General features: G+C 63.0%; 23 protein-coding genes and 2 tRNA genes. 9 read left to right on the top strand and 16 right to left on the bottom strand.

The annotated features are described in order from the left end of the window. Positions 1 to 95: 95 nt before the first annotated feature. The 4 genes from PD284_RS14630 to PD284_RS14615 all read right to left on the bottom strand — a co-directional run bounded on the left by PD284_RS14630 (position 96) and on the right by PD284_RS14615 (position 2,773). Positions 96 to 1,457, bottom strand: a complete 1,362-nt coding sequence (locus tag PD284_RS14630; RefSeq protein ID WP_274628917.1) for a TolC family outer membrane protein — start codon at positions 1,455 to 1,457, stop codon at positions 96 to 98. 171 nt (positions 1,458 to 1,628) lie between these two features. Then, the gene (locus PD284_RS14625; RefSeq protein WP_274628916.1) at positions 1,629 to 2,303 is read right to left on the bottom strand and encodes a protein-L-isoaspartate O-methyltransferase family protein; all 675 of its coding nucleotides are present in this window, start codon (positions 2,301 to 2,303) and stop codon (positions 1,629 to 1,631) included. 83 nt (positions 2,304 to 2,386) lie between these two features. Further along, positions 2,387 to 2,460 (bottom strand) — tRNA-Cys (locus PD284_RS14620). Positions 2,461 to 2,587: 127 nt separating this feature from the next. Beyond that, complete coding sequence (locus PD284_RS14615; RefSeq protein ID WP_274630642.1) at positions 2,588 to 2,773, bottom strand: hypothetical protein; 186 nt, start codon at positions 2,771 to 2,773, stop codon at positions 2,588 to 2,590. A 355-nt stretch (positions 2,774 to 3,128) separates the two neighbouring features. Here PD284_RS14615 and PD284_RS14610 point away from each other — a divergent pair. Next, positions 3,129 to 3,203 (top strand) — tRNA-Asn (locus tag PD284_RS14610). 957 nt (positions 3,204 to 4,160) lie between these two features. On the opposite strand, the gene leuD is transcribed toward PD284_RS14610, so the two are convergent. The 12 genes from leuD to fabG all read right to left on the bottom strand — a co-directional run bounded on the left by leuD (position 4,161) and on the right by fabG (position 15,158). Then, entirely contained in the window at positions 4,161 to 4,760 is a 600-nt protein-coding gene (gene leuD / locus PD284_RS14605; RefSeq protein WP_274628915.1) for a 3-isopropylmalate dehydratase small subunit, read from the bottom strand. Continuing rightward, a complete protein-coding gene (leuC, locus tag PD284_RS14600; RefSeq protein ID WP_274628914.1) occupies positions 4,757 to 6,154 on the bottom strand; it encodes a 3-isopropylmalate dehydratase large subunit in 1,398 nt (465 codons plus the stop codon). The genes leuD and leuC overlap by 4 nt, the downstream gene beginning before the upstream one ends. Positions 6,155 to 6,210: 56 nt before the next feature. Continuing rightward, entirely contained in the window at positions 6,211 to 7,068 is an 858-nt protein-coding gene (locus tag PD284_RS14595; RefSeq protein ID WP_274628913.1) for an isocitrate lyase/PEP mutase family protein, read from the bottom strand. A gap of 19 nt (positions 7,069 to 7,087) precedes the next feature. After that, positions 7,088 to 7,810 carry an ABC transporter ATP-binding protein gene (locus PD284_RS14590; RefSeq protein WP_274628912.1) on the bottom strand — a complete coding sequence of 241 codons (723 nt, stop codon included), beginning with the start codon at positions 7,808 to 7,810 and terminating at the stop codon, positions 7,088 to 7,090. Next, the gene (locus PD284_RS14585) at positions 7,803 to 8,570 is read right to left on the bottom strand and encodes an ABC transporter ATP-binding protein (protein ID WP_274630641.1); all 768 of its coding nucleotides are present in this window, start codon (positions 8,568 to 8,570) and stop codon (positions 7,803 to 7,805) included. The genes PD284_RS14590 and PD284_RS14585 overlap by 8 nt, the downstream gene beginning before the upstream one ends. A 20-nt stretch (positions 8,571 to 8,590) precedes the next feature. After that, positions 8,591 to 9,544: a branched-chain amino acid ABC transporter permease gene (locus tag PD284_RS14580; protein ID WP_274628911.1), complete on the bottom strand. Its 954-nt coding sequence runs from the start codon at positions 9,542 to 9,544 to the stop codon at positions 8,591 to 8,593. Positions 9,545 to 9,591: 47 nt separating this feature from the next. Next, positions 9,592 to 10,467, bottom strand: coding sequence for a branched-chain amino acid ABC transporter permease (locus PD284_RS14575; protein WP_274628910.1), 876 nt, complete (start codon positions 10,465 to 10,467; stop codon positions 9,592 to 9,594). A 75-nt stretch (positions 10,468 to 10,542) separates the two neighbouring features. Beyond that, positions 10,543 to 11,751, bottom strand: coding sequence for an ABC transporter substrate-binding protein (locus PD284_RS14570; protein WP_274628909.1), 1,209 nt, complete (start codon positions 11,749 to 11,751; stop codon positions 10,543 to 10,545). A 60-nt stretch (positions 11,752 to 11,811) separates the two neighbouring features. After that, positions 11,812 to 12,564: an SDR family NAD(P)-dependent oxidoreductase gene (locus PD284_RS14565; RefSeq protein ID WP_274628908.1), complete on the bottom strand. Its 753-nt coding sequence runs from the start codon at positions 12,562 to 12,564 to the stop codon at positions 11,812 to 11,814. Continuing rightward, positions 12,561 to 13,679, bottom strand: a complete 1,119-nt coding sequence (locus PD284_RS14560; RefSeq protein ID WP_274628907.1) for an LLM class flavin-dependent oxidoreductase — start codon at positions 13,677 to 13,679, stop codon at positions 12,561 to 12,563. Before PD284_RS14560 ends, PD284_RS14565 begins: the two co-directional genes overlap by 4 nt. 36 nt (positions 13,680 to 13,715) lie before the next feature. Continuing rightward, positions 13,716 to 14,294, bottom strand: a complete 579-nt coding sequence (locus PD284_RS14555) for a cysteine hydrolase family protein (RefSeq protein ID WP_274628906.1) — start codon at positions 14,292 to 14,294, stop codon at positions 13,716 to 13,718. A 117-nt stretch (positions 14,295 to 14,411) separates the two neighbouring features. Beyond that, complete coding sequence (gene fabG, locus PD284_RS14550) at positions 14,412 to 15,158, bottom strand: 3-oxoacyl-ACP reductase FabG (RefSeq protein WP_274628905.1); 747 nt, start codon at positions 15,156 to 15,158, stop codon at positions 14,412 to 14,414. 117 nt (positions 15,159 to 15,275) lie between these two features. On the opposite strand from fabG, the gene PD284_RS14545 reads away from it, so the two are divergent. From PD284_RS14545 to PD284_RS14510, 8 genes are all read left to right on the top strand, one after another. Then, entirely contained in the window at positions 15,276 to 16,151 is an 876-nt protein-coding gene (locus PD284_RS14545; protein ID WP_274628904.1) for an IclR family transcriptional regulator, read from the top strand. A gap of 6 nt (positions 16,152 to 16,157) precedes the next feature. Continuing rightward, the gene (locus PD284_RS14540; RefSeq protein WP_274628903.1) at positions 16,158 to 17,405 is read left to right on the top strand and encodes a thiolase family protein; all 1,248 of its coding nucleotides are present in this window, start codon (positions 16,158 to 16,160) and stop codon (positions 17,403 to 17,405) included. Beyond that, on the top strand, positions 17,402 to 18,295 hold the full coding sequence (locus PD284_RS14535; protein ID WP_274628902.1) for a MaoC/PaaZ C-terminal domain-containing protein: 894 nt from the start codon (positions 17,402 to 17,404) through the stop codon (positions 18,293 to 18,295). Before PD284_RS14540 ends, PD284_RS14535 begins: the two co-directional genes overlap by 4 nt. Further along, positions 18,292 to 19,812 carry an AMP-binding protein gene (locus tag PD284_RS14530; RefSeq protein ID WP_274628901.1) on the top strand — a complete coding sequence of 507 codons (1,521 nt, stop codon included), beginning with the start codon at positions 18,292 to 18,294 and terminating at the stop codon, positions 19,810 to 19,812. Before PD284_RS14535 ends, PD284_RS14530 begins: the two co-directional genes overlap by 4 nt. Positions 19,813 to 19,820: 8 nt before the next feature. Further along, on the top strand, positions 19,821 to 20,990 hold the full coding sequence (locus tag PD284_RS14525; protein ID WP_274628900.1) for an acyl-CoA dehydrogenase family protein: 1,170 nt from the start codon (positions 19,821 to 19,823) through the stop codon (positions 20,988 to 20,990). Next, positions 20,987 to 22,102 carry a CaiB/BaiF CoA transferase family protein gene (locus PD284_RS14520; protein WP_274628899.1) on the top strand — a complete coding sequence of 372 codons (1,116 nt, stop codon included), beginning with the start codon at positions 20,987 to 20,989 and terminating at the stop codon, positions 22,100 to 22,102. Before PD284_RS14525 ends, PD284_RS14520 begins: the two co-directional genes overlap by 4 nt. A 17-nt stretch (positions 22,103 to 22,119) precedes the next feature. Continuing rightward, a complete protein-coding gene (locus tag PD284_RS14515) occupies positions 22,120 to 22,749 on the top strand; it encodes an NAD(P)H-dependent oxidoreductase (protein WP_274628898.1) in 630 nt (209 codons plus the stop codon). A 349-nt stretch (positions 22,750 to 23,098) separates the two neighbouring features. Continuing rightward, positions 23,099 to 23,458 carry a hypothetical protein gene (locus tag PD284_RS14510; protein WP_274628897.1) on the top strand — a complete coding sequence of 120 codons (360 nt, stop codon included), beginning with the start codon at positions 23,099 to 23,101 and terminating at the stop codon, positions 23,456 to 23,458. The last annotated feature ends 76 nt before the right edge of the window (positions 23,459 to 23,534 follow it).

Raw genomic sequence — 23,534 nt, 5'->3', positions numbered from 1 at the left:
GCTGAGAGCGTAGCGGAGCAGTCCGCTATGGAGAATCCCCAAATTCCGCGGGGTTCGTATTTCTCACAAGTAAGTTGGCGCCGGCAAGGCGCGGCTCAACGCCCGTCGGGGGTCCTCAGACCGAACCACTTGTCCTTGACGGCATTGTAGTGCTCTTCCGGACGATACTGCTCGACGTTCAATCCGAGCTTTGGCACCGACAGCTGCCCGGTGGCGCTGAGGATGGCGTAGCTTGCCACCACGACGTCGCGCTCGGAGCTTGCGAGATTGATCTGAGCGCTGATGACGTCCGCCTGCGCATTGAGCACGTCGAGGGTGGTGCGCTGGCCGACGTTGCGCTCTTCGATGACGCCATTGAGCGCCAGCTGCGCTGCCGACACCAGCGCCCGATTCGCTGTCACGGATTCGTTGGCCGCGACGAACTGCGTCCAGGCGGAGGTGACTGCGGCGCGGACCTGGTCGCGGGTGACATCCACCTGGATGCGCGCCTGACCGAGCGATTCCTTGGACTGGCGCACCTGGGCCGAGACGCGTCCGCCCTGATAGATCGGGACGGTGATCTGGGCGCCGATCGTGGCGGAGTTGGTGTATTCGTCCTGCCGGCCGAAGCGGGTGTTCTCGTCGACGAAACTGCGCGACAGGCCCGCCGTGGCGTTCAACTGCGGGAACAGCGCGCCTTCCGCCACCTTGACCGAATAGGCGGCCGCATCGACGAGATGGCTCGTCGCCAGAATCGCCGGATGCTGAACGGTGGCGATCGAATAGGCGCTGTCGAGGCTCTTGGGCAGGCCTCGGGCCGGCGAGCCGGCTCTCAGCTTGCCAGGGGAATCGCCGATGATCTGCCGGTAGGTTGCGGCGCTCACGTCGGCCTGGGCGCGGGCGGCAGCAAGCTGCGCCTCGGCCGACGACCGGCTGGCTTCCGCCTGGGCGACGTCGGTGCGCGTGCCCTCACCCACTTCGAATCGCGATCGCGCCGCACGCACCTGTTCGATCAGGAACTCCAGATTGCGCTCCGTCAGCACGGCGATCTGACGATCCCGGATGACGTCCATATAGGCGCTTGCGGCATTGAAAAGGACCGACTGCTCGGTGTTGCGGAGCGCCTCGCCCCCGGCGCGGACGCGCGCCTCCGCGGTCCTTACGGAGTTCCTGGTCTGAAACCCGTCGAAAAGGTTCTGCTGGATCTGTACGCCGAACGAACCGGTTTCGATCTCGATGCCGTTCTGCTCCGCGAGGTTGTAGCTCCCGGTCCCGGTGATGATCGGACGCTGCCCGGATTTGGCGATCGCGACGTTTTCGTCGGTCACCCGCAGGCCGGCGCGCGCGGCATTCAGTTCCGAATTGTTCCCGTAAGCCTTGGCGAGAGCGCCGAGCAAAGTCTCGGCGGTCGCCGCGACGGGCGAAAGGGCCGTCGCGGACACCAAGACCGTGGCGAAGAAAACTCGACGTCCAAACACTGCAATCCCCTCAAGCTTCGGTGCAGACTCGTTCAGCGGCTTGCATCGCGACGCCAACCCAATCCAATGATGCCAAACAATTTATGGCTGGCAGGACGACATAGTCCCGCCCCACTCTTTCACTCCGTTACAGGGCAACATGAAATGCCGCCGGTCGCAAGGACACGATCGTTAGAATTCGAATTCTGGCGTACGTTCGAAGCCGGGTAGTGGCTTTACTGCCGCATTGAAGGCGCGTCGGGCCGAGGTTAGGCCGTCGATCTTGAGATAAACCTTGGCGATGCCGGCATTGCCGGCACCCTCCACGGCGACCAGTCGCCCGCCTTCCTTGAGCTGGTCCAGCAGGGGCTCGGGGACCGTTTCGACCCCGCCTTCGATGACGATGACGTCATAGGGCGCCTCCGGCTCGTGGCCGGCGGCAAGCGCGCCCTGCACGACGGCCACCGTATGGTAGCCAAGCCTGTCCAGGGTCGACTGCGCGCGTTCGGCAAGCGTGGCGTTCTCCTCCAGGGCAATCACCGACCCCGCCAGGCGGGACAGGACTGCGGACGAGTATCCGCTACCGCACCCGACATCGAGCACGACGTCGTCCGCTCGGATTTCGGCGAGCTGGAGCAGCTTCGCGAAAGGCGACGCCTCCATCAGATAGCGCGCCCCGCCGCTGGAAGAAGCCGGGGCAATCTCGACGTCCTCGTCGATATAGGCCAGCGGGCGCAGCTTGGCCGGCACGAACTCTTCGCGCGGCACCGCAAGCATGGCATCCAGGATCGCCGAATCCGTCACGTCGGTGGTGCGCACTTGGCCATCGACCATCTTCGTACGGAGCGCGGCAAAATCTGGGTTCATTCTCGTTCGGTCCGCGTGGTGGCTTGCCAGGCCCTGAGGGATGAAGGTCGATGGGAATCGACCGTCGCAAAATCGCCATCGAGTGGAGGCCTCGCCCGGAATCGAACCGGGGTGCAAGGATTTGCAGTCCTCTGCGTAACCACTCCGCCACGAGGCCAACCGTCGAGGCGCTTTGCGCGAGGCTCTGTTAACAGAGGGTATCGAGGCGGACAAGCATGTGGTCGCAAATTACTCGGGTCGAAACGACTTACCCACATGGGGCGGTTTGACGCCGGCTCGATGGATCATGGCGGCTGCCCCGGGCGGCGTCTTCTTTCCCACCACACGGCCAGGCGTCTACGCCACCGACGCACCAGTGCGAAATCGTGCGACAGCACCAGAAGGCCGAGCGGGATCATCCAGAATCCGAGGACCGGCAGGAACCCAAGCAAGCCGCAGAACACCAGCAGGACGCCAATGGAGATTCGCATGCCGCGCGAGCGCGGCAGCGCGATATGCCTTCCGAACAGGTTGATGGTTCGCCTCACCCGCCTCGTCTCTCGTCTCGTCTCGATCATCGGCGACATATGGTGCGTTGCCGCCGCCGGGTCACGCGACAATTCTCTGATGCGGAAAATGACGCTCCGCAAGCCCGCCCGACGTGCGTCGTGCGCTCCCTGAACATGCATCCGACGGCCATTTTTCCGGTTGCACGCGCAAGGCGGCCGAAATGTCACACCATGTTTTCCGCCAGGCTGTGGAGAGAAGTGAAAAAAGTGCCGATTGCTTCTTTGCAAAGTCGAAAAGTCTTTGCTATAGGCAGCCGCGTTCGCTTGAGCCCAACGTTCCCCGGTAGCTCAGTGGTAGAGCAACCGGCTGTTAACCGGTTGGTCGCTGGTTCGAATCCGGCCCGGGGAGCCATCTTATGCCAAGCGATTGATTTCGCTGTATTTTCCCGAACAAAATTAGACGACTCTAAGCCCCTTCCTAAGGCGACTTTCGTTCGCTTGCGCCCCGAACGAGGGGGATCTCGTTGCACCCAAAGCCCCGGCAATCTCGCCTTAGGAATGAAATTTTCCTGGGACCGTCGATGGCTGCGGATTGTTGGAGCGACCGTAAACAACTGAAAAATCAGTTCTTTTTACCCTTTCACATCGGCCATAGGTTCTCCATTGGACAACCAGGAGATCTACCCTATGACCGACGAACGCGCCTCAAGCCTGAAGCACGTATCGCTCCCCGAAGCCCCGCTCGACCAGTGTCACGCTGGGCTCTCCCGTGGAGTTCGACGGCAAGCTCTACGAGAGCGTCACGATTCGTCGCGTGAGCGGAAGCAAGTTGACGATCTCATCCGCGCCAATGCTCATCGTGTCGATAAGGAGTCGCAGCCGCAGCATCCGGTGCTGGATTTCCCCGCGAAGGTGACGACGAGATGGACGACGGCGATCGGCAGCGCGTGGAGGAGGCCTTCTCGATTCTTTGCCCCGGCGGTTGATGCCAGGGGACCGCGTTAGTCCGCGACACGTCTGCCACTACGTCCGAACAGTAAGCCCGTCGCAACAGCACCGCGCTTTCCCATGTCCTCGCAATGGACTGGCTGGAAATCCGGGGACACCCGCTCGGCGCGCATCACGAGGAGCACCTGGACGGTGCTCAACATGAGGCTGGCCGGCGCCACAATCATCAGGTGAACGCATGGCCCGCGGTGATTGGCGTGCGGCTTTCGCCGAGGCCATCAAATTCGTCCGTGCGGGCGGCAAGGCTTTAGCGACGCTTCTCTGTTCAGATGGCTGCTCATGCTCATCGCCGAAAGCGGCGACTCTGATAGCGGCGCCCAGCGCGGCGCATGACGTTGGAAGAACTGCAGGCCGATACGATTCAACCGAGGGTGCCCTCCCCCTTGATTTCGTACCGCTGGATCTGTTCCAGAAAGCCCAGAGTGAAACTGATTTCGTCGGTGCCGTTCAGCACACAGTGTTTCTTGAAGGGGTCAATGTCGAACGTGAAGGTCACGCTGCCCTCGACATCGACTGTCTGCTTGTCCAGATCGACATGGATTGGCGCGTCAGGTTGGGCGCGCAGATGCTCTAGGATCGTCTGAGTGATCCCGGCATCGGCTCGGATGGCCAGCAGGCCGTTGACCAGCGCGTTCTGGTAGAAGATGTCGCCAAAGCTTTCCGCGATGACCACCCGGAAACCGAGGTGCTGCAAAGCGTATACGGCGCCTTCCCTTGAGGACCCGCAACCGAAATTCGAGCCTGCGACGAGGATCGCCGCGCCAGCATGCACGCCGGACGTCAGGGGAGTGTCTGACCTTGGCGCGCCTTGGGCGTCAAACCTGAGGTCATGGAAGCAAAAGTCGGCATAGCCGTCCTCCGGTTTCATCGAAAGGAAGCGTGCGGGCAGGATCTGGTCGGTGTCGACGTTCTCGAGACCGAGCGGAAGGCCGGTCGCGGTGAGGGCGGTGAAGGGAATCATCGTTCAGCCTCTGAAATGTCGACCGGATGGCCGGTTACGGCGATGGTGGCGGCCATGGCGGGGTTCATCAGATGGGTGCGCACACCCGCGCCCTGGCGACCGACGAAGTTGCGGTTTGACGTCGAGGCGCAGCGTTCGCCGGCGCGACCCAGGTCGCCGTTCATGCCCGCGCACATCGAGCATCCCGACATACGCCACTCGAACCCGGCCTCCAGAAAGATCGTGTCCAGTCCTTCGCGTTCGGCTTGCGCCCTCACTGCCATGGAGCCCGGAACGACCATGGCCGGTATGACGGCCTTGCGCCCGCCGATGGCTCGCGCCGCAGCGCGCAGGTCCTCGATGCGGCCATTGGTGCAGGAGCCGATGAAGACGCGGTCGAAGCGGATGTCTTCGATCGCCGTGCCCGGCATCAGACCCATATAGTCGAGGGCGGCCATCTTGCCGTTGCGCCGTGACACCTCTTGGATCGACGCCGGATCGGGTACGACGCCGTCGACACTGACCCCGTCTTCCGGACTCGTTCCCCAGGTGATCATCGGCTTCAGCGACGTCGCGTCCATCTCGATTTCGCTGTCGAAGGCCGCCCCGGTTTCCGTGCGCAGCTCCCGCCATTCGTCAAGGCGCGCCTGCCATCCCGCATCGTCGGCATCGAATGCGCGCTCGCGCAGATAGTCGAACGTGACCTGATCCGGGGCGACTAGGCCAAAGCGGGCGCCGGCCTCGATGGTCATGTTGCACAAGGTCAGCCTGCCCTCGAGGCTCAACGCCTCGACGGCCGGGCCCGCATATTCGATGGCGTAGCCCGTTCCACCAGCCGCACCCACTCTGGCTATGATCGCCAGGATAAGATCCTTTGCGGTGACGTGCGGCCTGAGGCTTCCTCGCACGACGATCCGCATCTGTTTGGGCTTTTTCTGCCATAGCGTCTGCGTCGCGAGAACATGGGCAACCTGCGAGGCGCCGATGCCGAAGGCGAGCGCCCCCATCGCGCCATGTGTCGCGGTATGGCTGTCGCCACAGACGATGGTCATGCCCGGCCGGGTCAGCCCAAGTTCAGGACCGATGACGTGGACGATGCCCTGCGACGGATGAGCGAGATCGAGGATCTCGACGCCCGCCGCGCCGGCGTTGCTGGCGAGATCGGCGATAACCTGTCGCCGTGACGCGACATCGATCTGCTCAACATCGCGCGAGGTGGTTGGGGCATAGTGGTCGACGACGGCCGTGCTCAGGTCGGGCCGGCGTACCTGCAGGCCGCGGCGGCGCAACTGGGAGAACGCATTGCGCGAGCCTTCGTGAAGCAGGTGGCGGTCGATGAACAGCAAGGTCCCGGCAAGCGGATGCTCCATGACCGCGTGTCTGCTCCACAGCTTGTCGAAAAGCGTCGTTGGCATTGTCACCTCGTCATGGGTTGCAGCGACCCGGAAAACCGTTTCGTGTGGTGCTGGAGTCAGGCGAGAGGGACGTCCAATGCCGCGTTGATGGTTCGCCATTCGGCGCCCGAGGCGATGGCGACGCCTTCCTTGATGCCGATGTCCCCCGGCGGAACCGGATGACGGCCGATGGTCTTTGCAGCGTTGAGTATCTCCATCGACATGCCCATCACAGACTTCAGCAGGATGCTGGGCAAGATGACGATGCTGTAGCCCAGCTCGGCCGCGGTCTCGAAATCGATCTCCGGCGTCTTGCCGCGCCAGACCACGTTCAGGAGGCAGGGCGCGCCGATGCGCTCGGGGACCGCCGCCATCTCCTCCAGCGTCTGCGGCGCCTCCACGAAGATGATATCCGCGCCGGCATCTGCGGCGCGCTTGCCGCGCTCGATCGCCGCGTTGAATCCTTCGACGGCGCGCGCGTCTGTCCGCGCGATGATCATGAAGTCGGGCGTCTCGCGCGCCTTGCAGGCCGTGCGGATCTTGGCGACGAAGTCCTCGGCCGGAACAATTGTCTTGTTCTCGAAATGCCCGCACTTCTTCGGGAAGGTCTGGTCTTCAATGTGGATTGCGGCCACACCCGCCCGCTCATAGGCGCGCACCGCGCGGGCCGTATTCAGTTCGCTGCCGAAGCCGGAATCCGCGTCAGCAATCAGAGGCACATCGACGGAGGCGGCCATGCGCCCGGCAACCGTCACCATCTCGGTCATGGTGATCAGGCCAAAGTCCGGGTAACCGTGGGAAGCCGAGACCCCTGCCCCGGTCATGTAGACGGCGTTGAAGCCGGCTCGCTGCGCGGCGCCGGCCGTCAGGCAATCGTAGGCCCCCGGTGCGAGGACGAACTCCTTGTTCGCAATCATCTGGCGCAGTGAGGCCATGTCCGTCTCTCCTCGTTCGTCATAGACCCAGATACGCCCGGATGTCATGTTCGCGCGCGGGCATGTCGGCCGTGACGATTTCGTCGGCGACGCGACCGGTCTCCATGATGTAGTGGCGGTCGGCGAACGCCCGCGCGAACCTGTAGTTCTGTTCGACCAGCAGGATCGTGTAGCCACGGTCGCGCAGGGTCCGAATGAGCGATCCTATCTCCTCCACGATCACGGGAGCGAGCCCTTCGGTCGGCTCATCGAGAAGCAGGATCTTGGCGCCGCTACGCAGGATGCGGGCGATCGCCAGCATCTGCTGCTCGCCGCCCGACAGTTTCGTGCCGCCGCTGTCACGTCTGGCCCACAGGTTCGGGAACGTCGTGTAGAGTTCCTCGACCGTCAGGCCGCCAGGTTTCAGGACGGGGGGCAAGAGCAGGTTCTCGTGCACCGTCAGAGACGAGAAAATGCCCCGGTCCTCAGGGCAGTAGGCCAAGCCCAGACGCGCGGTTTGGCGGGCCGGGAGCCCGATGGCTTCCTTTCCGTCAATCCTGATCGACCCCTTTCGATTGCGGAGCAGACCCGCGATCACCTTGAGGGTGGTGGATTTTCCCGCGCCGTTGCGGCCGAGAAGGCTGACGATCTCGCCCTGCCGCAGATGCAGGTCGATCCCATGCAGGACCTGTGTCTCTCCATAGCCCGCGACGACGTCCCTGAGTTCGAGAGCGAGGTCCACGGCGCTGCCGCGTTCAGTCATATCCTGCTCCGATATAGGCGGACTGCACGTCCGTGTTGCCGGAAACGTCTTGGTAGCTGCCTTCTGCGAGCACCTTTCCGCGTGCAAGCACGGTTATGCGGTCGGAAATCTCGGCCACGACATTGAGATTGTGCTCAACCATCAGGACGGTTCTGCCGGCGCGCAGCCGGACGATCAGCTCAGTCACCCGGCGAACGTCCTCCGGCGACATACCCGCCATCGGCTCATCGAGCAGCATTACCTTGGGGTCCATCGCGAGGGTTGTCGCCAGTTCCAGCGCGCGCTTGCGGCCGTACGACAGGAAGCGGGCCTTTTCGTATCGGTATTCCCACAGGCCGACCATCTCCAGCAGATCGCCTGCTCTGACCATTAGGTCCTGCAGTCCGGTGTCCGCACGCAGCATCGAATAGACGCGCTTCGTCTTGCTCTGCAGCGCGACGCATACATTCTGAATCGCCGTCAGATCCTGAAATACCGCCGATATCTGGAACGAACGCACGATGCCGTCGCGCGCGATCTCGGCCGGCGGCGTTCGCGTCACGTCGCGGCCCTCAAGGAACACTTGTCCGCGGGTGGGTGTGAGGAATTTGGTGATCATGTTGAAGCAGGTCGTCTTGCCCGCGCCATTGGGGCCGATCAGGGCGTGGATGTCCCCCCGCTTGACGGCTAGGTTGACGCCGTCGACCGCCCTGAACCCTGCAAACTCCATGGTCAGGTCGCGCGTCTCAATCATGGTGTCCGGCGCGCTCCGTCGCGGCATGCCGTTGGCGGAAAGATCGGTCACAGCGGCCTCCTCCAGAGACGAATGAGAAGACCGACGATGCCTTCCCTGAAGGCAAGCACCAGGACTACGAAAATGAACCCCTGGATGAACGTGACCCACTGGCCGAAGCCCGCTAGGTAGTTTTGGCTGGTCACCAGGACAGCGGCGCCGACGACAGGGCCGAGCACCGTGCCCACGCCGCCGATCAGCGTCATCAGGACCACCTCGCCGGAGGTGGTCAGGTGGACGTCCACCAGGGTCGCAATCTGGAAGATGATTGCCTTCATCGAGCCGGCGAGGCCGGAGATGGTGGCCGAGATCGCAAAAACCGTGAGCTTGATGGTCCGCACGTTCAATCCGAGCGACGTCGCCCGGCTTTCGCTGTCGCGTACTGCCCGCAGTACCTGCCCGAAAGGAGAATAGGTCAGACGGTAGGAGCCCAGAAGAACCAGCATGAACACCACCGAGACGACGACATAGAGCGTCATGTCGCTGCGCAGGTCGAACAGGCCGAACAGGGTTCCGCGTGGTACGCCCTGTATTCCGTCCTCTGCGCCGCTGTAGGGCGATTGAAGGACGATGAAGTAGACCATCTGCGCCAGGCCGAGTGTCACCATCGTCATGTAGATGCCGTGCCGTCGGATCGCGAGAAGCCCGAAGGCGACGCCCAGTATCAACCCGGCCAGCGTGCCGAACAGGACTGCCGCCTCAGGAGAAAGGCCCCAACTCGCGGCGACGAAGGCGGCGGTGTAGCCGCCAGCGCCGAAGAATGCGGCATGGCCAAGCGAGAGCAGACCGCAATAGCCCAGCAAAAGATTGAAGCCGATCGCGAACATCGCGAAGCACATCATCTTCATGAGGAACAGCGGGTAGACGAATGCAGGGAGAATTGCGGTCGCCACCGCAAGGGCCAGGAACACCCAGACGAAATGGCCCCTGGACTCGTTCGGGTTGAGGAGCGCCGATGCCATAGCGGAGCCCCTTTCGTATTCATCGAGTTCTTTCGCGTTCGACACGATCAGTGCTTTCCAAAGAGGCCGGCAGGACGGGTCATGATGACCAGGATCATGACGACGAAAACGACGACTGAAGAGGCTTCCGGATAGACAACCTTCGTAAGGCCCTCGATGATGCCGAGCGAGAAGCCGCCGAGAATGGCGCCGAGCACCGATCCCATGCCGCCGATGACGACGATGGCGAAGACGACGGTCAGCAGTTCCACGCCCATCTGTGGGCTGACGGAGTAGACGGGCGCGGCCAGCACACCGGCGAGCGCGGCTAGTCCCGTGCCGACGCCGAACGTCAGCGCGATCAGCACCTGGACGTTGATGCCGAAGGACTCGACGAGTTCGGGGTTCTCGGTGGTTGCGCGCAGGTACGAGCCCAGCCTCGTCTTCTCGATCGCGTACCAGGTGCCGAAGCAGATCACCACGGAAACGCCGATGATCCAGGCGCGGTATTTGGGAAGGAAGATGAAGCCCAGGTTCCAGCCGCCCTTGAGTTCGCCGGGGATCGCGTAAGGCATGCCAGCCGAACCATAGATGCCCTGGAAGAGCGACTGCAGCATGAGCGCCACGCCGAAGGTCAGAAGCAATCCGTAGATGTGGTCCACGTCGCGCAGGCGCGCGAGAAGCGCTCGTTCAAGGACGATGCCGAATGCGCCTACCACCAGAGGCGCAATGATCAATGCCCACCAGTAGCCGATGCCGGCATATGTCATCAGCATCCAGGCGCACATCCCGCCGAGCATGTACAGCGCACCGTGCGCAAAGTTCACGACGTTCAACAGGCCGAAGATGATCGCCAGTCCGAGACTGAGAATGGCGTAAAAGGAGCCGTTGATCAGACCGATCAGCAGTTGGCCAGCCAAGATCTGAACCGAAATCGATTCCATTTGTCGTCTCTCTCGACGGTGACCTGCAGGGAGGCGGGTCGAGACCCGCCTCCCCCGGTGGATTTTTTGGTGGGACTACTTGACCAGCGGGCACTGGCTTTCGGCGAGTGGCCGGTACGCCTTGTCACCGGGGACCGTTGCTACGAGTTCGACGGCATCCCAGTCAGCGGTCTTGTCGGCATCCGGACCCTTTGCCCGCATCAGGTACATGTCGTGTACCATGCGACCGTCCGCGCGGATCTTGCCCGAGGGCGTGAACCCGTCCGAGATCTCCGTGGAGCCAAGCTTCTCCATGACAGCCGAGGCTTCGTCGGACTTAAGTTCGGAAACCACGGCGAGGTAGGAACGGACCGCTGAGTAGACGCCGGCATGAGCCTGCGCCGGGATCGCCTGGCGCTTTTCCAGGAAGGCGTTCGTCAGTTCCCGCGTCTTGTCGTTCAGGTTCCAGTAGAAAGCGTCGATATAGTGAAGGCCCTCTGCGTCTTCCGGCCCGAGCGCCAATATGTCGGCCATGCTGATCGAGGGACCGACAAGGCGCAATGCGTCGCCATCGACGCCGAATTCGCGCGCCTGCTTGACGGCGCGCACGAAGTCGGTTCCGGAATTGGCCAGAACGAGAACGTCGGCGCCCGAACTCTGTGCCTGCATGATGAACGATGAGTAGTCGTTCGCGCCGGTCGGATGCCACACTTCTCCGACGACCTTGCCGGACGCTTTGGCGATTGCGCCGCTCATGACTTCGACAATCGATCGTCCAAAGGCGCTGTCATTGCCGATGAAGAACCAATTCTTGCCGCCCGACTCGATGATTGCCTGGGCCATCGAATGACCGGTCGCGTAGGTGTCATAAGTCCAGTGGATGCCGTTGGGCGAACATGCGTCGTTGGTGAGACGGTCGGTGCCTGGTCCGGAAAAGATGACCATGCGGTTCTTCTCCTTGACGACGTCCTGCACCGCCAGCGCGACCGCGGAACTGGCAAGGTCGACGATCAAATCGACGCCGTCCACGTCAAGCCACCGGCGCGCGAGGTTGAGCGCGATGTCAGGCTTGTTCTGGTGGTCGGCAAGGACTAGTTCGACCGGCACGTCCCCGATCTTGCCCTTGATCTCGGCGATCGCCAGTTCCGCGCCGGCCACCGAACCCGGTCCGGTCTGGTGCGAGAATGGGCCGGACATATCGGTCAGCACGCCGATCTTCACGACATTGCCGGAAAAATCGGCAGACGCCGGTGTTGGTAGTGCCGCCGATAGCGCAACGGCGGCAAGAAGCCCTTTTAGTTTCACTTGTTTCCTCCCGTTTGAATGTTTTGAGAACTTGATCGGTTAGTCCCGCTGGCGCGCCGATCAGGCTCGCCCCCCGTCGATGACGAAGTCGGAGCCCGTGACGAAACCGGCTTCATCCGAAGCCAGGTAGACGGCCAGATCGGCAATTTCCTCCGGTCGACCAAGGCGTTTGGCGAGCCGCTGCTCGCCCAGCGCTTGCAGTGCCTGTGCCTGCTTCGTGTCCGGCAGATTCGCCAGAAAGGCACGGGGCATCGGCGTATCGATCGCACCGGGAAGAATTGAGTTGACCCGGATCGGCGCAAGCTCAATTGCGGCAATTCGTGAAAGAGCCACGAGGCCCGCCTTTGTTCCGGAATAGGCACTCATCCCGCTGGTGTTGCGGACGGCAGCAGCCGAGGACATGTTAACGATCGAGCCGGTGTCGCCCATCAGGGGTGCGAGTTCGCGCATGACCAGGAAGGGTCCGCGAAGATTGACTTCGTAGAGGCGGTCGAACTCCGCGACGCTGGTTTCGACGAGCGGCCGGCCGACCATCGCGCCGGCATTGTTCACCATCACGTCGAGTCGGCCGTGGACGCCGGCTACGTGATCGCGCAGCCCCCGTACGGACGACTCCGATACCACGTCGAGATGAACGCACGCGGACATGACAGCAGGATCGACGGCCGTCGGCGGCGCAACGTCCGCACCGATGACGGTTGCCCCCTCCTGCGTATAACGGCGGCAGATCGCCATGCCGATGCCGCCGCAGGCGCCGGTGACGAGAGCGATCTTGCCCGCCAGGCGGCCGGCAGTACCCGACGAGCCGCTCAATGTCTTAGTCCCGCCTGCTTGAGGAGGGGCATCACCTTTTCGGAGAAGTACGTGAGTTCAGCCAGGTAGTCTTTGAAGTAGAAGACGATGCCGTGCAGACCCCGGTTGGAATAGTCGATCAGCATGTCGACGATCTGCTCCGGCGTGCCGACAAGGGGACGCGTGCCGTAGCCAGCCACGAAGCGCTTCATGCGTTCATCGTGTCCCTCTTTGAACGAACCGCTCTGCACGCCCAATGCGGCCAGCATGCTGTGCGCCGCGTCCCAATCGCCATTGTCCAGGATCTCCTGATAGGCGGACTGGGCTTCCGCTTCCGTGTCCCGGCAGACAACGAGCGCGGAACACATCAGTGCAACGTCGCGGTTGAACTTCTGGTCCGCGATGGTGCGGACGGCCAGAAGCCTGTCTATGTCCTCTGGCTTGGCTGGAGAGCCGAAGCAGACGTCGACGTTCCGCGCCGAAAAATCGACGCCGGCCGGAGATGTGCCCGCGTTCACCAGAATGGGGCCGGGGCGTTGGATCGGCTTGGGCTGCGCTTCGAGCCCCTTTAGCTTGAGATACTCCCCCTCGAAGTCGAAGACGCTGTCGTCGCTCCACAGGCGCTTGACCACGGTCAGCCACTCGTCGCCGTACCGGTAACGGTCGTCATGCTCGCGCAGGGCGACGTTGAACATCGCCATTTCCTGCGCGAACCATCCCATCACGACGTTCAGGCCGAAGCGGCCGTTCGAGATATGATCGATCGTCGCGGCCTGCTTGGCCGCGATGACCGGGTGCGTGAGCGCCACATGCGAGGTCGCAAAGCACATGATGTTCTCGGTGGCTGCCGCCATGGCGGCAGCCCAGGTGTAGACCTCGTAGCTGTTGCCGTTGTGATTGGACGAACCACCCTGCCCCTTGAACCGGCCGATCGGCAGCGCGACCTCCATCCCCATGCGGTCGGCAAGCTGGATGACCGACTTGTTGTAGTCCCAGGTCATCTGCCGGTCGGTCGGGAAATTGGTGATGATGCTGCCGCCACTGCAGTTCAGCGCGAAGACCCCGAGCTTGAGCTTCTGGCTGTTGAACAGCGGGACATGCTCGGCCCGATACGCGCGCAATTGCTCTCTATTCACGGAAGTCCTCCCGGTAACTGCCTGGATGGAGACGGATCAGGCGAAGCTGACTTCGTCGGCCGTTGAGACAGCCGCGAACCGCTTCAGCACGGCAATGGACTCGTCGTGCTCGATGGCACCAGGAGCTGCGCAAGCGTCCTCGACGACGACGCATTCATAGTCGCGATCGTGAGCCTCGCGGATGCAAGCCTGTACGACGGCCGGCGTCGAAACGCCCGATGCGACAACCCTCGAAATCTTCTTCGCCCGCAGGATCACTTCAAGCTCGGTGCCGTAGAAGGGACTAACGCGATGCTTGGTGATCAGGACGTCTTCCGGCCTGCGTTCGAGATCGGGGTGGATTTCCGTACCGAAGCTGCCGAGCTTCATTAGGCCGGCCTTGCGCAGTCCCGAGAACATCGGCGAGGTTGACGAGCACTCGCGATAGTCCTCGGAGAAGCCGACACGCACGAAGATGACCGGCGCGCCGGCCGCGCGAGCCTTGGCGATCACCTTATTCGTGTTCTCGATAATCCTGCGGCTGCGGACGGCTTCGCCGAGCGGACCCTTTCCGCTAGCGCCGTCGTCGTGGACGAGGTCGTTCTGCAGGTCGAGAACAAGATATGCAGATGTCATTTTACTATTCCTTGGGATGAATTGCCTTCTGTTCAGAAGGCCAGGTTCGTTCTTCGTGCCCTGTCGACCGAAGCTATTTTCGAGGAAACGGCGCTCCATCACGCCTCTGGCCGAGGCTCAATACCGCCCCCCGGTGACGTGGAGCACTTCGCCGGTGATGTATGAAGCGCGCTCAGACGCCAGGAACGAGACCGCGTCGGAGATGTCCTGCGGGCAACCGATGCGGCGGATGGGCAGGGTCGCCTTGGCGTTTTCCACGATGCGCTCATAGTGCGGGAGTTGGCGCACCGCCGCGGTATCGATGATGCCGGGGGCGATGGCGTTTGCGGTGATGCCGAACCTGCCGTTCTCCAGCGCCATGGCGCGGGTGAAGCCGAGCAGCCCGGCCTTCGCGGCCGAGTAGTTCGCCTGCCCCGGATTGCCGAGATGCGCCCGTGACGAGATGGAGACGATGCGCCCCCACTCTCGCGCTACCATCGCCGGCAGAGCGCGCTTCGTGCAGAGATAGGCGCCCTTGAGCACGACATCGACGACCGCGTCCCAATCCGATTCCGGCATTTTGCCGATGCGGTTGTCGCGTGTGAAACCGGCGTTGTTGATCAGGATATCCGGCGATCCAGCCTGATCCTCGATCTCCTGGAACGCGCCGTCGACCGAGCTTGCATCCGTCACATCCATCGCGACGCCAAAGGCGCGATGGCCCATCGCGCGGATGCGGCCTGCGACCGAACCCGCCAGGTCGAGCCGGATATCGGCTACGGCGACCACGACCCCTTGCGCTGCCAATGCCTCGGCGATTGCCGCGCCCAGGCCGCCGGCAGCACCTGTAACCAGCGCCGTCTTTCCCTCAATTCCAAGTTCCATCATGCTCGCTGCTGCAGCCATCCCCGAATGTGCATTTATGGTGTCGGGAAAGATTGTTGTTGTCAATGGAAATCAATTCCATCATAAACGAAACACGATTTCACTGAAGGAAGAGAGATGCGTCCAAGACGGAACGCGACCAAGGCTGGCGAACCGAATCCGCAATCAGGGCACGACGAAATGGATCAGGTCGAGCCGGCAAAGGATCCTCACAAGGTCGAAGCCCTTGAGCGCGGACTGCTGTTGCTTCAGGCTTTTCGTCGAGGGGACCAGTATCTGGGCAATGCTGAGCTCGCGGCGCGCGTCTTGCTCCCCAAGGCGACCGTCTCGCGCCTGGCATATACGCTAACCGCTGCGGGCTTCCTCGTCTTCGATCCGGAAAGCCGCCGTTACAGCCTCGGTCCATCCGCCATCGCGGTAGGCAGCACCGCTCTCGCAAACACAAGCGTCCGCGACGTCGCTCGTCCCTATCTCGAGCAGTTGGCCAATGACATGGCGCTCAACGTCGGCCTGGGCATGCAGGACCGGCTTCAGATCATGTACATCGACGCATACGAGGGCAATCCGCTGATCGGGCTGCGGCTCTATTCCGGAACGCGTCTGCCGCTGCCGCAGACATCGATGGGGCGCGCTATTCTCTTCGCCTACGGACCCCAAAAGCGCGAGGAAATCCTGGGTCAGGTGCGGGAAACGCAAACGCCGGAAGAATGGCAGGCGACGCGCGCAGGACTGGATCAGGCGATGCGCGATCTGGAAGAGCTTGGCTACTGTTCAAGTGCCGGCGAATGGCGGCCGGAAATTCATGCCGCGGCCGCTCCCATCCGTCTTCCGGACGGCCGCGTCTACGCGCTCAACGCCGGAGGGCCGGCATATCTTGTCCCGATCGAACGCCTCGGCGAGATCGGTCTTCGACTGCGTTCGATCGCGGAAGACATCGAACGGGCGATGGGCGGCGACGGCGCGCCACCCGACACGACAAATTTTGATCGCTGACTCCCAATGAGCGACGTGTACATCATTGGCGCGGCAATGACGCCGCTCAACAAGCATCTGACGCTGTCGGTGAAGGATCTGACGGCGCTGTCGGTGGACGCCGCCCTGGCCGACGCCGAAATCGAGCGCGACGATGTTCAGGCCGCCTGGTTCTGCAACACGCGACAAGGCGCGCTCGAGGGCCAGCACGGGGTGCGCGGTCAAGCAGCCCTGCGAGCATGTGGCTTCGCCGGCATAGCCATCTTCAATACGGACAACGCCTGCGCCAGCTCCAGTTCGGGGCTGATGCAGGCGTATGCGGCCGTCAAGGCGGGTCTCGCTGACATTGCGCTCGTCGTCGGCGCTGAGAAGATGAACTATCCCGAGAAGCGCGAGCAGATGTTCGAGGCCTTCAAGGGAAGCTGGGACCGGGATCTCGCCGACCAGCACATGCGGGCGCTGCTTGCTGCGGGTAAAGGTATGGAACTCCCTCCGGAGGCATCGGAGGCAGCCGGCGAGCGCTCGGTGTTCATGGACATCTATGCCGCTCAGGCCCGCTTTCACATGAAGACATTCGGCACGACACGGCGCCAGATCGCCGCTGTCGCCGCCAAGAATCATTGCCACTCGCAATTCAACCCCAACGCCCAATACCGCTTCCCGATGACGGTGGATGAGGTTCTTGCCGACCGTCTGATTGCGTGGCCAATCACGCGCGCGATGTGCGCTCCGATGAGCGACGGCTCCGCTGCGCTGGTCATCGCGTCCGCAGGGGCGGTCGCGCGCCTTGGCTCCAGGCGCGCCGTCGCGATACGCGGCATCGGGGTGAGCAGCAGCAGCGACCGGTCGATCGAGGAATATGACAAGCACTTGACCAGGGTCGCGGCCGACCGCGCCTATGAACGGGCCGGTGTCGGCCCCGCCGACATTTCGGTCGCCGAACTCCACGACGCGTCGGCCATCGCCGAGATCATTCACAGCGAGAATGTCGGCTTCTGCGCCTATGGCGAAGGGGGACCACTGGTCGAAAGCGGCGATACGACGCTTGGCGGCCGGCTCCCGATCAACGTGTCAGGCGGCCTGCTTTCGAAAGGACATCCGATCGGCGCAACCGGCGCGATCCAGATCGTCGAACTGGTGACGCAGTTGCGCGGCGAAGCCGGAGAGCGTCAGGTCGCGACGCCCAAGCTCGGCCTTGCGGAAAACGGCGGCGGCTTCCACGGGGTAGAAGAGGCGGCCTGCGTCGTCACCATCCTCGAGGCGCCCCAGCGATGAGCATGACCGCCGAGCAAGCGCGGCGCCTGCGCAATTGGCAGGTGCCGGCGACGAGCCACGAATACAGTCGACGGGATGCCGCGCTTTATGCGCTGAGCGTCGGCTTTGGAGACGACCCGCTCGACCGCCGGGAACTCAAATTCGTTGATCACGCCAGGGAAGACTTTTGCGTGACGCCCAGTATGGCGCTGATCCTCGGGTATCCGGGGTTTTGGCTCGGCCACCAGGAAACCGGCCTCGATCTCGGCCGCATCCTGCATGTCGAGCAATCGATCGAGATCCTGGAGCCACTTGCGCCGGCCGGCCGCGTCATTGGGCACACGCGGGTGACCGACCTGTTCGACCTCGGTCGGGGCAAGGGCGCGCTCCTGCAATCGCGGCGCGACATCAGCGATGCCGACGGTCGCCCGGTTGCTGTTGTTCGCCAATCGCACATGCTGGCGGGCTACGGTGGCTTCGGCGGCGAACCCCCTGTGAAGAGCACGGTAGAAGCACCTGGCCAGCCAGCCTGTTCTGTCGAGACGCGCACACTTCCGCAACAGGCCCTGCTCTATCGTTTGAACGGTGACCTGAACCCTATCCATGCGGACCCCGACCGCGCCGAACGCGCCGGCTTCGCAAGGCCGATCCTGCATGGAATGTGCAGCCTGGCGATGGCCTGCCGCGCCGTGTTGCGCTGCCTGTGCGCGTACGAACCGCAGCGCCTGCGCTCCTTCAGCGCGCGAATGACGGCCTTGGTCTTTCCGGGTGAGACTTTGCTGCACGACATTTATCCCGATGGACGTTTCACCACGACTGTCATGGAGCGCAGCAAGTTTGCCCTCGATCGAGGCAGCGCAATCGTTCTGGACAGCATCAGCCAGGCGCCCTCCAGGGATCTTTCCGTATGAGCACAATCGTCTTCGGCGAGAACCGGTTGGATGGGGGCGAACTGCCCGAACGAGGTCGAAAGGCTGCAGCAGTTCTACGTTCATACGGGATTGACCGCTCTGATGCTGTCGCGCTGCTTCTGCGCAACGGGCTGACATTCGTGGAGGCAAGCGCAGCTTTGCAGCATCTCGGCTGCTACGTGTTGCCTATCAACTGGCATGCTGCGCATGCCGAGATCGCACATGTCCTGCGTGACGCCGGGGTCAAGGCGCTCATCGCGCATGACGACCTGCTGACCCACGAGGTGCGGGAACGGCTTCCCGGCATTCCCATCTTTGTTGTCGACCGCCAAAGCGACACTGGTTCGGGCGGGCGCGACCCCGACTGGACCGCTCCTGCCGGTACGATCGACTGGCGCGCCCTCGTCGTGGCGCAGGTACCCATTGAGACCGTCCCCGCCGTGGCCGCTGAAAGCCTGTTCTACACCTCCGGCACCTCGGGCCTGCCGAAGGGCGTCCGGCGCGCGGTCCCGAATCCGGATCAGGTCCCCGCCATTGCGCGGATGCGGCATGCCATCACCCGGATCGGCAAGGCATCCCGTGTACTCCTGACGGCGCCGATGTATCACACGGCGCCGAACATGTATGCGACGCGTGCGGTCCGCGAAGCGGAATTGCTGGTTCTACCAGCACGTTTCGACCCCCACGAATTCCTCGCACTCATCGAGAAGCACAGGATTACTGATCTCTACGCGGTCTCGACCATCTTCACGCGGCTCCTCGCGCTGCCGCAGCAGCATCGCGCGCAGTATGATCTGTCTTCGCTTGAAAGCGTTCTGCACGCCGGCAGTCCCTGTCCGGTCAGCGTGAAGAGGGCGATGATCGCGTGGCTCGGTCCCAAGCTGATCGAATATTACGGGTCGACCGAGCATGGCCCGCTGACATTCGTCACCGCGCCCGAATGGATGGAGCGTCCCGGTACCGTCGGCCGCGCGATTGACGGGGTCACGCTGGCGATTTTCGACGACGAAGGCAACGCCGTGCCGGCGGGCGTCGCGGGCGAGGTCTATGGCGCCAACGCAAACTACCCCGATTTCACCTACAACAACGATGCCGCAGCACGCGCGGTTCTCGACCGGCAGGGCCTCATCGCGACTGGCGACGTCGGCTATTTTGACGCCGATGGCTACCTGTTCCTGTGCGATCGCAAGCGTGACATGGTGATCTCGGGCGGCGTCAACATCTATCCTGTGGAGATCGAGAACGCAGCCATGGGCTACAGCGGCATCGCCGATTGCGCCGTATTCGGGGTTCCTGATGCCGAGTTTGGCGAGGCGCTAGCCTTGCTGGCGGAAGCACACCCGGGCTCAGACCTTCAGGAAAGCGACCTGCGAGCCCACTTGGCGAAACACCTGCCGCGCTTCAAGCAGCCGAAGATTGTTGAAATCCGTGGCTCCCTGCCCCGCGATGACAGCGGCAAGATCCGCAAGCGCGTCCTGCGCGAGCCCTATTGGGCCGGTTATACCAATAGAATCTAGGACCTCCCATGACAACGCACACGACCGGCAACTCGGAACTTCTCCAAGGATTGAGATCGTATGTTCGTGGCAGGCTGGTGCCACTGGAGTCCGAGGTAGCGGAACAGGACCGTGTCGGCCACGACGTGATAGCCGAGATGCGGGAGATGGGCCTTTTCGGCCTGACCGTCCCTGAGGCGTATGGGGGGCTGGGCCTGCCCCTCTCGCAGGAAATCGAGCTGGTCTATGAACTGACTTGGGCGTCCCTTGCTTTCCGATCTGTGGTGGCGATGAACATCGGGATTGGCGCCAAGGCGATCGCCGAGGACGGCACCGAGGAGCAGAAGCGTGAATGGCTGCCCCGCATCGCGAGCGGCGAGACGATCACCTCCTTCTGTCTGACCGAGCCGTCATCCGGCTCCGACAGCGCCTCGCTGAAGCTGAATGCTGCCGCGGTCGAAGGCGGCTATCGCCTTACCGGCAGCAAGCGGTTCATCAGCAATGCGCCGCTGGCAGGGCTGTTCATCGTCATGGCCCGCACCAACGCGTCTCCCCTGCCCCGCAACGCGCATGTGTCGGCCTTCCTGGTACCGGCGGGAACCCCGGGCGTCACAGTCGGCCCGCGTGACAAGAAGATGGGGCAAAGCGGCGCGGCGACCGCGGACGTCTACTTCGACGATGTCTTTGTTCCAGCCCAAAACATCATCGGCGGCATCCCCGGACGAGGCTTCTCGACCGCCATGAAGGCCCTGGATCGCGGCAGGATCGCGGTCGCGGCGGCGTGTGTGGGACAGGCGCGGAGAATCCTCCATGAAGCCCTTACCTATGCCGAGACGCGGGAACAGTTCGGGCAGAAGATCTCGCAGTTCCAGCTGGTTCAGGCGATGCTGGCTGACAGCCAGGCCGAGCTCTACGCCACGGAATGCATGGTGGCAGACACGGCGCGCCGCTACGACAACAGCGAGACGGTCGCCAAACAGGCCTCCTGCTGCAAGATGTACGCCTCGGAAATGGTCGGCCGCGTCGCCGACCGGGCCGTGCAGATTTTTGGCGGCGCGGGCTACTTGCGCGATTCTGGTATCGAGAGATTCTACCGGGACGTGCGGGTGATGCGCATCTACGAGGGCACCACCCAGATCCAGCAACTGGTCATCGCGCGCGCCATGCTGCGCGAACATGCGGGGATGGTCGCGCAATGAATACGCAGGGCCCTCTGGCGGGAATCCGTGTCGTCGAGTTCGCAGCCCTCGGGCCGGTGCCATTCTGCGGCATGCTGCTTGCGGACCTCGGCGCTGAAGTGTTGCGCATCGACCGGCCGGGCACGCCGGAAAGACCGTCGGACATCCTGGCGCGAGGCAAGTCGTCCATGATCCTCGACCTCAAGACACAGGCCGGCAGGGAGCAGGCTCTTGAGGCGGCTGCCCACGCCGATGTCCTGATGGAAGGACTTCGCCCCGGCGCGATGGAACGACTGGGCCTCGGCCCCGACACCGTCCTCGTCAAAGCGCCGCATCTTGTCTACACGCGCGTGACCGGATGGGGACAAGGCGGCCCGCTTGCCCACACTGCGGGCCACGATATCAACTACATCGCCGTCGCCGGCGCCCTCGGCGCGTTCGGGCCGGACGGAGCCCCGCCTGTCGCGCCTATCAATCTCGTCGGCGACTTCGGCGGTGGCGCCCTCTATGCGGCATTCGGCATCCTCAGCGCGCTGCTCGAGCGGCAGCGCTCTGGTATGGGGCAGGTCATCGACGTAGCGATGGTGGATGGAACCGCGAGCATGCTCGCGATGCTCCTGTCGCATCATCAGGGCGCGCGGACCGGCACCGGGACGCGGCGCGGCCAGTACTTTCTCGACGGCAGCGCTCCGTACTATCGAAGCTACGTCTGCGCGGACGGAAGGTGGATCGCTCTCGGCGCCATCGAACCGCAGTTCTGGTCGACTTTCGCAGGCAAGCTCGGCCTCGAGAGCGTGCCCAGCCAGGCGCCTGAGGACTGGCAGCAGGTGACTGGGCTTCTCGTCGAAACGTTTCGGACGCGAACGCGTGACGAGTGGATCGCGATATTCGACGGCTCCGACGCTTGCGTGAGCCCGGTCCTCGACGTCGATGAACTCGCGGGCTTCGATCATCTCAAGGCGCGCGAGACCTATGTCACTAGGGACAAGCTCTTCCAGCCATCGGCGGCGCCGCGCTTTTCCCGCACTCCCGGCGCCATCCACGGCGGGCCGGCACACCCGGGTGCAGGTGGAAGACAACTCCTGGACAACTGGATCGCGCGGCTGAACTCCGTCGCATCGTCAAAGACATAGGCACTGGAGAGAATGTCATGAGCCACCAAGTTACCGAACCCTTTCAGCACAAAGGCATCACTCCGATGAACGCTCTTTATCCGATGCGGATCGTTGGTTTCAGCGGCAACACGCACCGCCCTTCCAAAACGCAGGCGCTTGTCGGTTCGCTTCTCGCCTCGGTCGGTCAGATCATACCGGTCGAAACCCAGTACTATGACGTGCTCGACTTCGGAGAGAGCCTTGGCACGGCCTTCAGCCGGGACCAATTGTCGGAACAGGCTCTGGCCATCCTCCAGGATCTGGAGACGGCTGACGGCCTTGTGCTGGCATCGCCGACTTACAAGGGTTCGTATTCCGGGTTGTTCAAGCACGTCGTGGACCTTCTCGCGCCCGATGCACTGATAAACAAGCCTGTGATCGTAGGCGCAACGGGCGGTGGGCTTCGCCATGCTCTGATCGTAGAGCATCAACTGCGACCCCTGATGGGCTTCTTCAACGCCAATACGATTGCCACGTCGGTATACGCTAGCGATGGCGAGTTCGAGCAGGGCATTCCGCATGCAGAGGCTCTCAAGGATCGGATCACCATGGCTGCGCAAGGACTGGCAGGCATCTTGTCGAATAGGTCGACGGGTAGCGGTCTTGTCGGCAACGCCGCCTGCTGACGTTCTGTCGCCACAGTCAGGATCGCGCAGCTGATACGGGTCGGGTGCCCGGCAGCACGTTCAGGGGCTATGGGCCCCGAACGTTTCCGCCAGCCGAACCACATGCAAGCGCTACCGACTGGATTTCAAAACTAATGCGTACCGTTCGCATCACTGAAAATCCCAGAGGGCTATGGTCCTCCCAGGCTAGTAGAATGCGGCTGCTCGGCGCGATCCGCGGAAATCGCTACCCCGTGCGGCGGCGAATCCGGCGCGTCAGCGCAGATTTCTCCTGGATTGCCGTTCCTTTTTCCCCAGGTCCCTCATAGAATCGCGCGCCGGCCATAGTCGGCAGTTCTTGGGGGAATTCATGAAACGCTATCTGACAGCCGCCGTTGTAGGCGTCGGCCTTGCCATGCCCGCAGCCGCGCAGACAGTCCGCGAAGGCGTGTATGACGTGAAGGGCACCAATCTCGACGGATCCGCCTATTCCGGGACAGCCGCCATCACGCTGACCAGCGAGACCACGTGCATGATCGAGTGGCAGACGGGCGGGACGACCTCGCAGGGTATCTGCATGCTCTACGAGGATGCGTTCTCGGCCGGTTACGTGCTCGGCGACGAGGTCGGCCTCGTCGTCTACAAGGTGCAGGCCGACGGGTCCCTTGACGGCGCCTGGACAATCACCGGCAGCGACGGCGCCGGAACGGAGACGCTGACGCCTCAGTAGCGCACTTGCAGGCAGACGGGCTCGTCTGGTGTCGAGGAGCCTGCTCTCGTATCGCGACATGAGCCCGCCTCCTCGC

It is taken from the genome of Mesorhizobium shangrilense (genome assembly GCF_028826155.1).
Lineage (GTDB): Bacteria > Pseudomonadota > Alphaproteobacteria > Rhizobiales > Rhizobiaceae > Arvimicrobium > Arvimicrobium flavum.
This window is presented reverse-complemented; position numbering and strand designations above follow the sequence as displayed.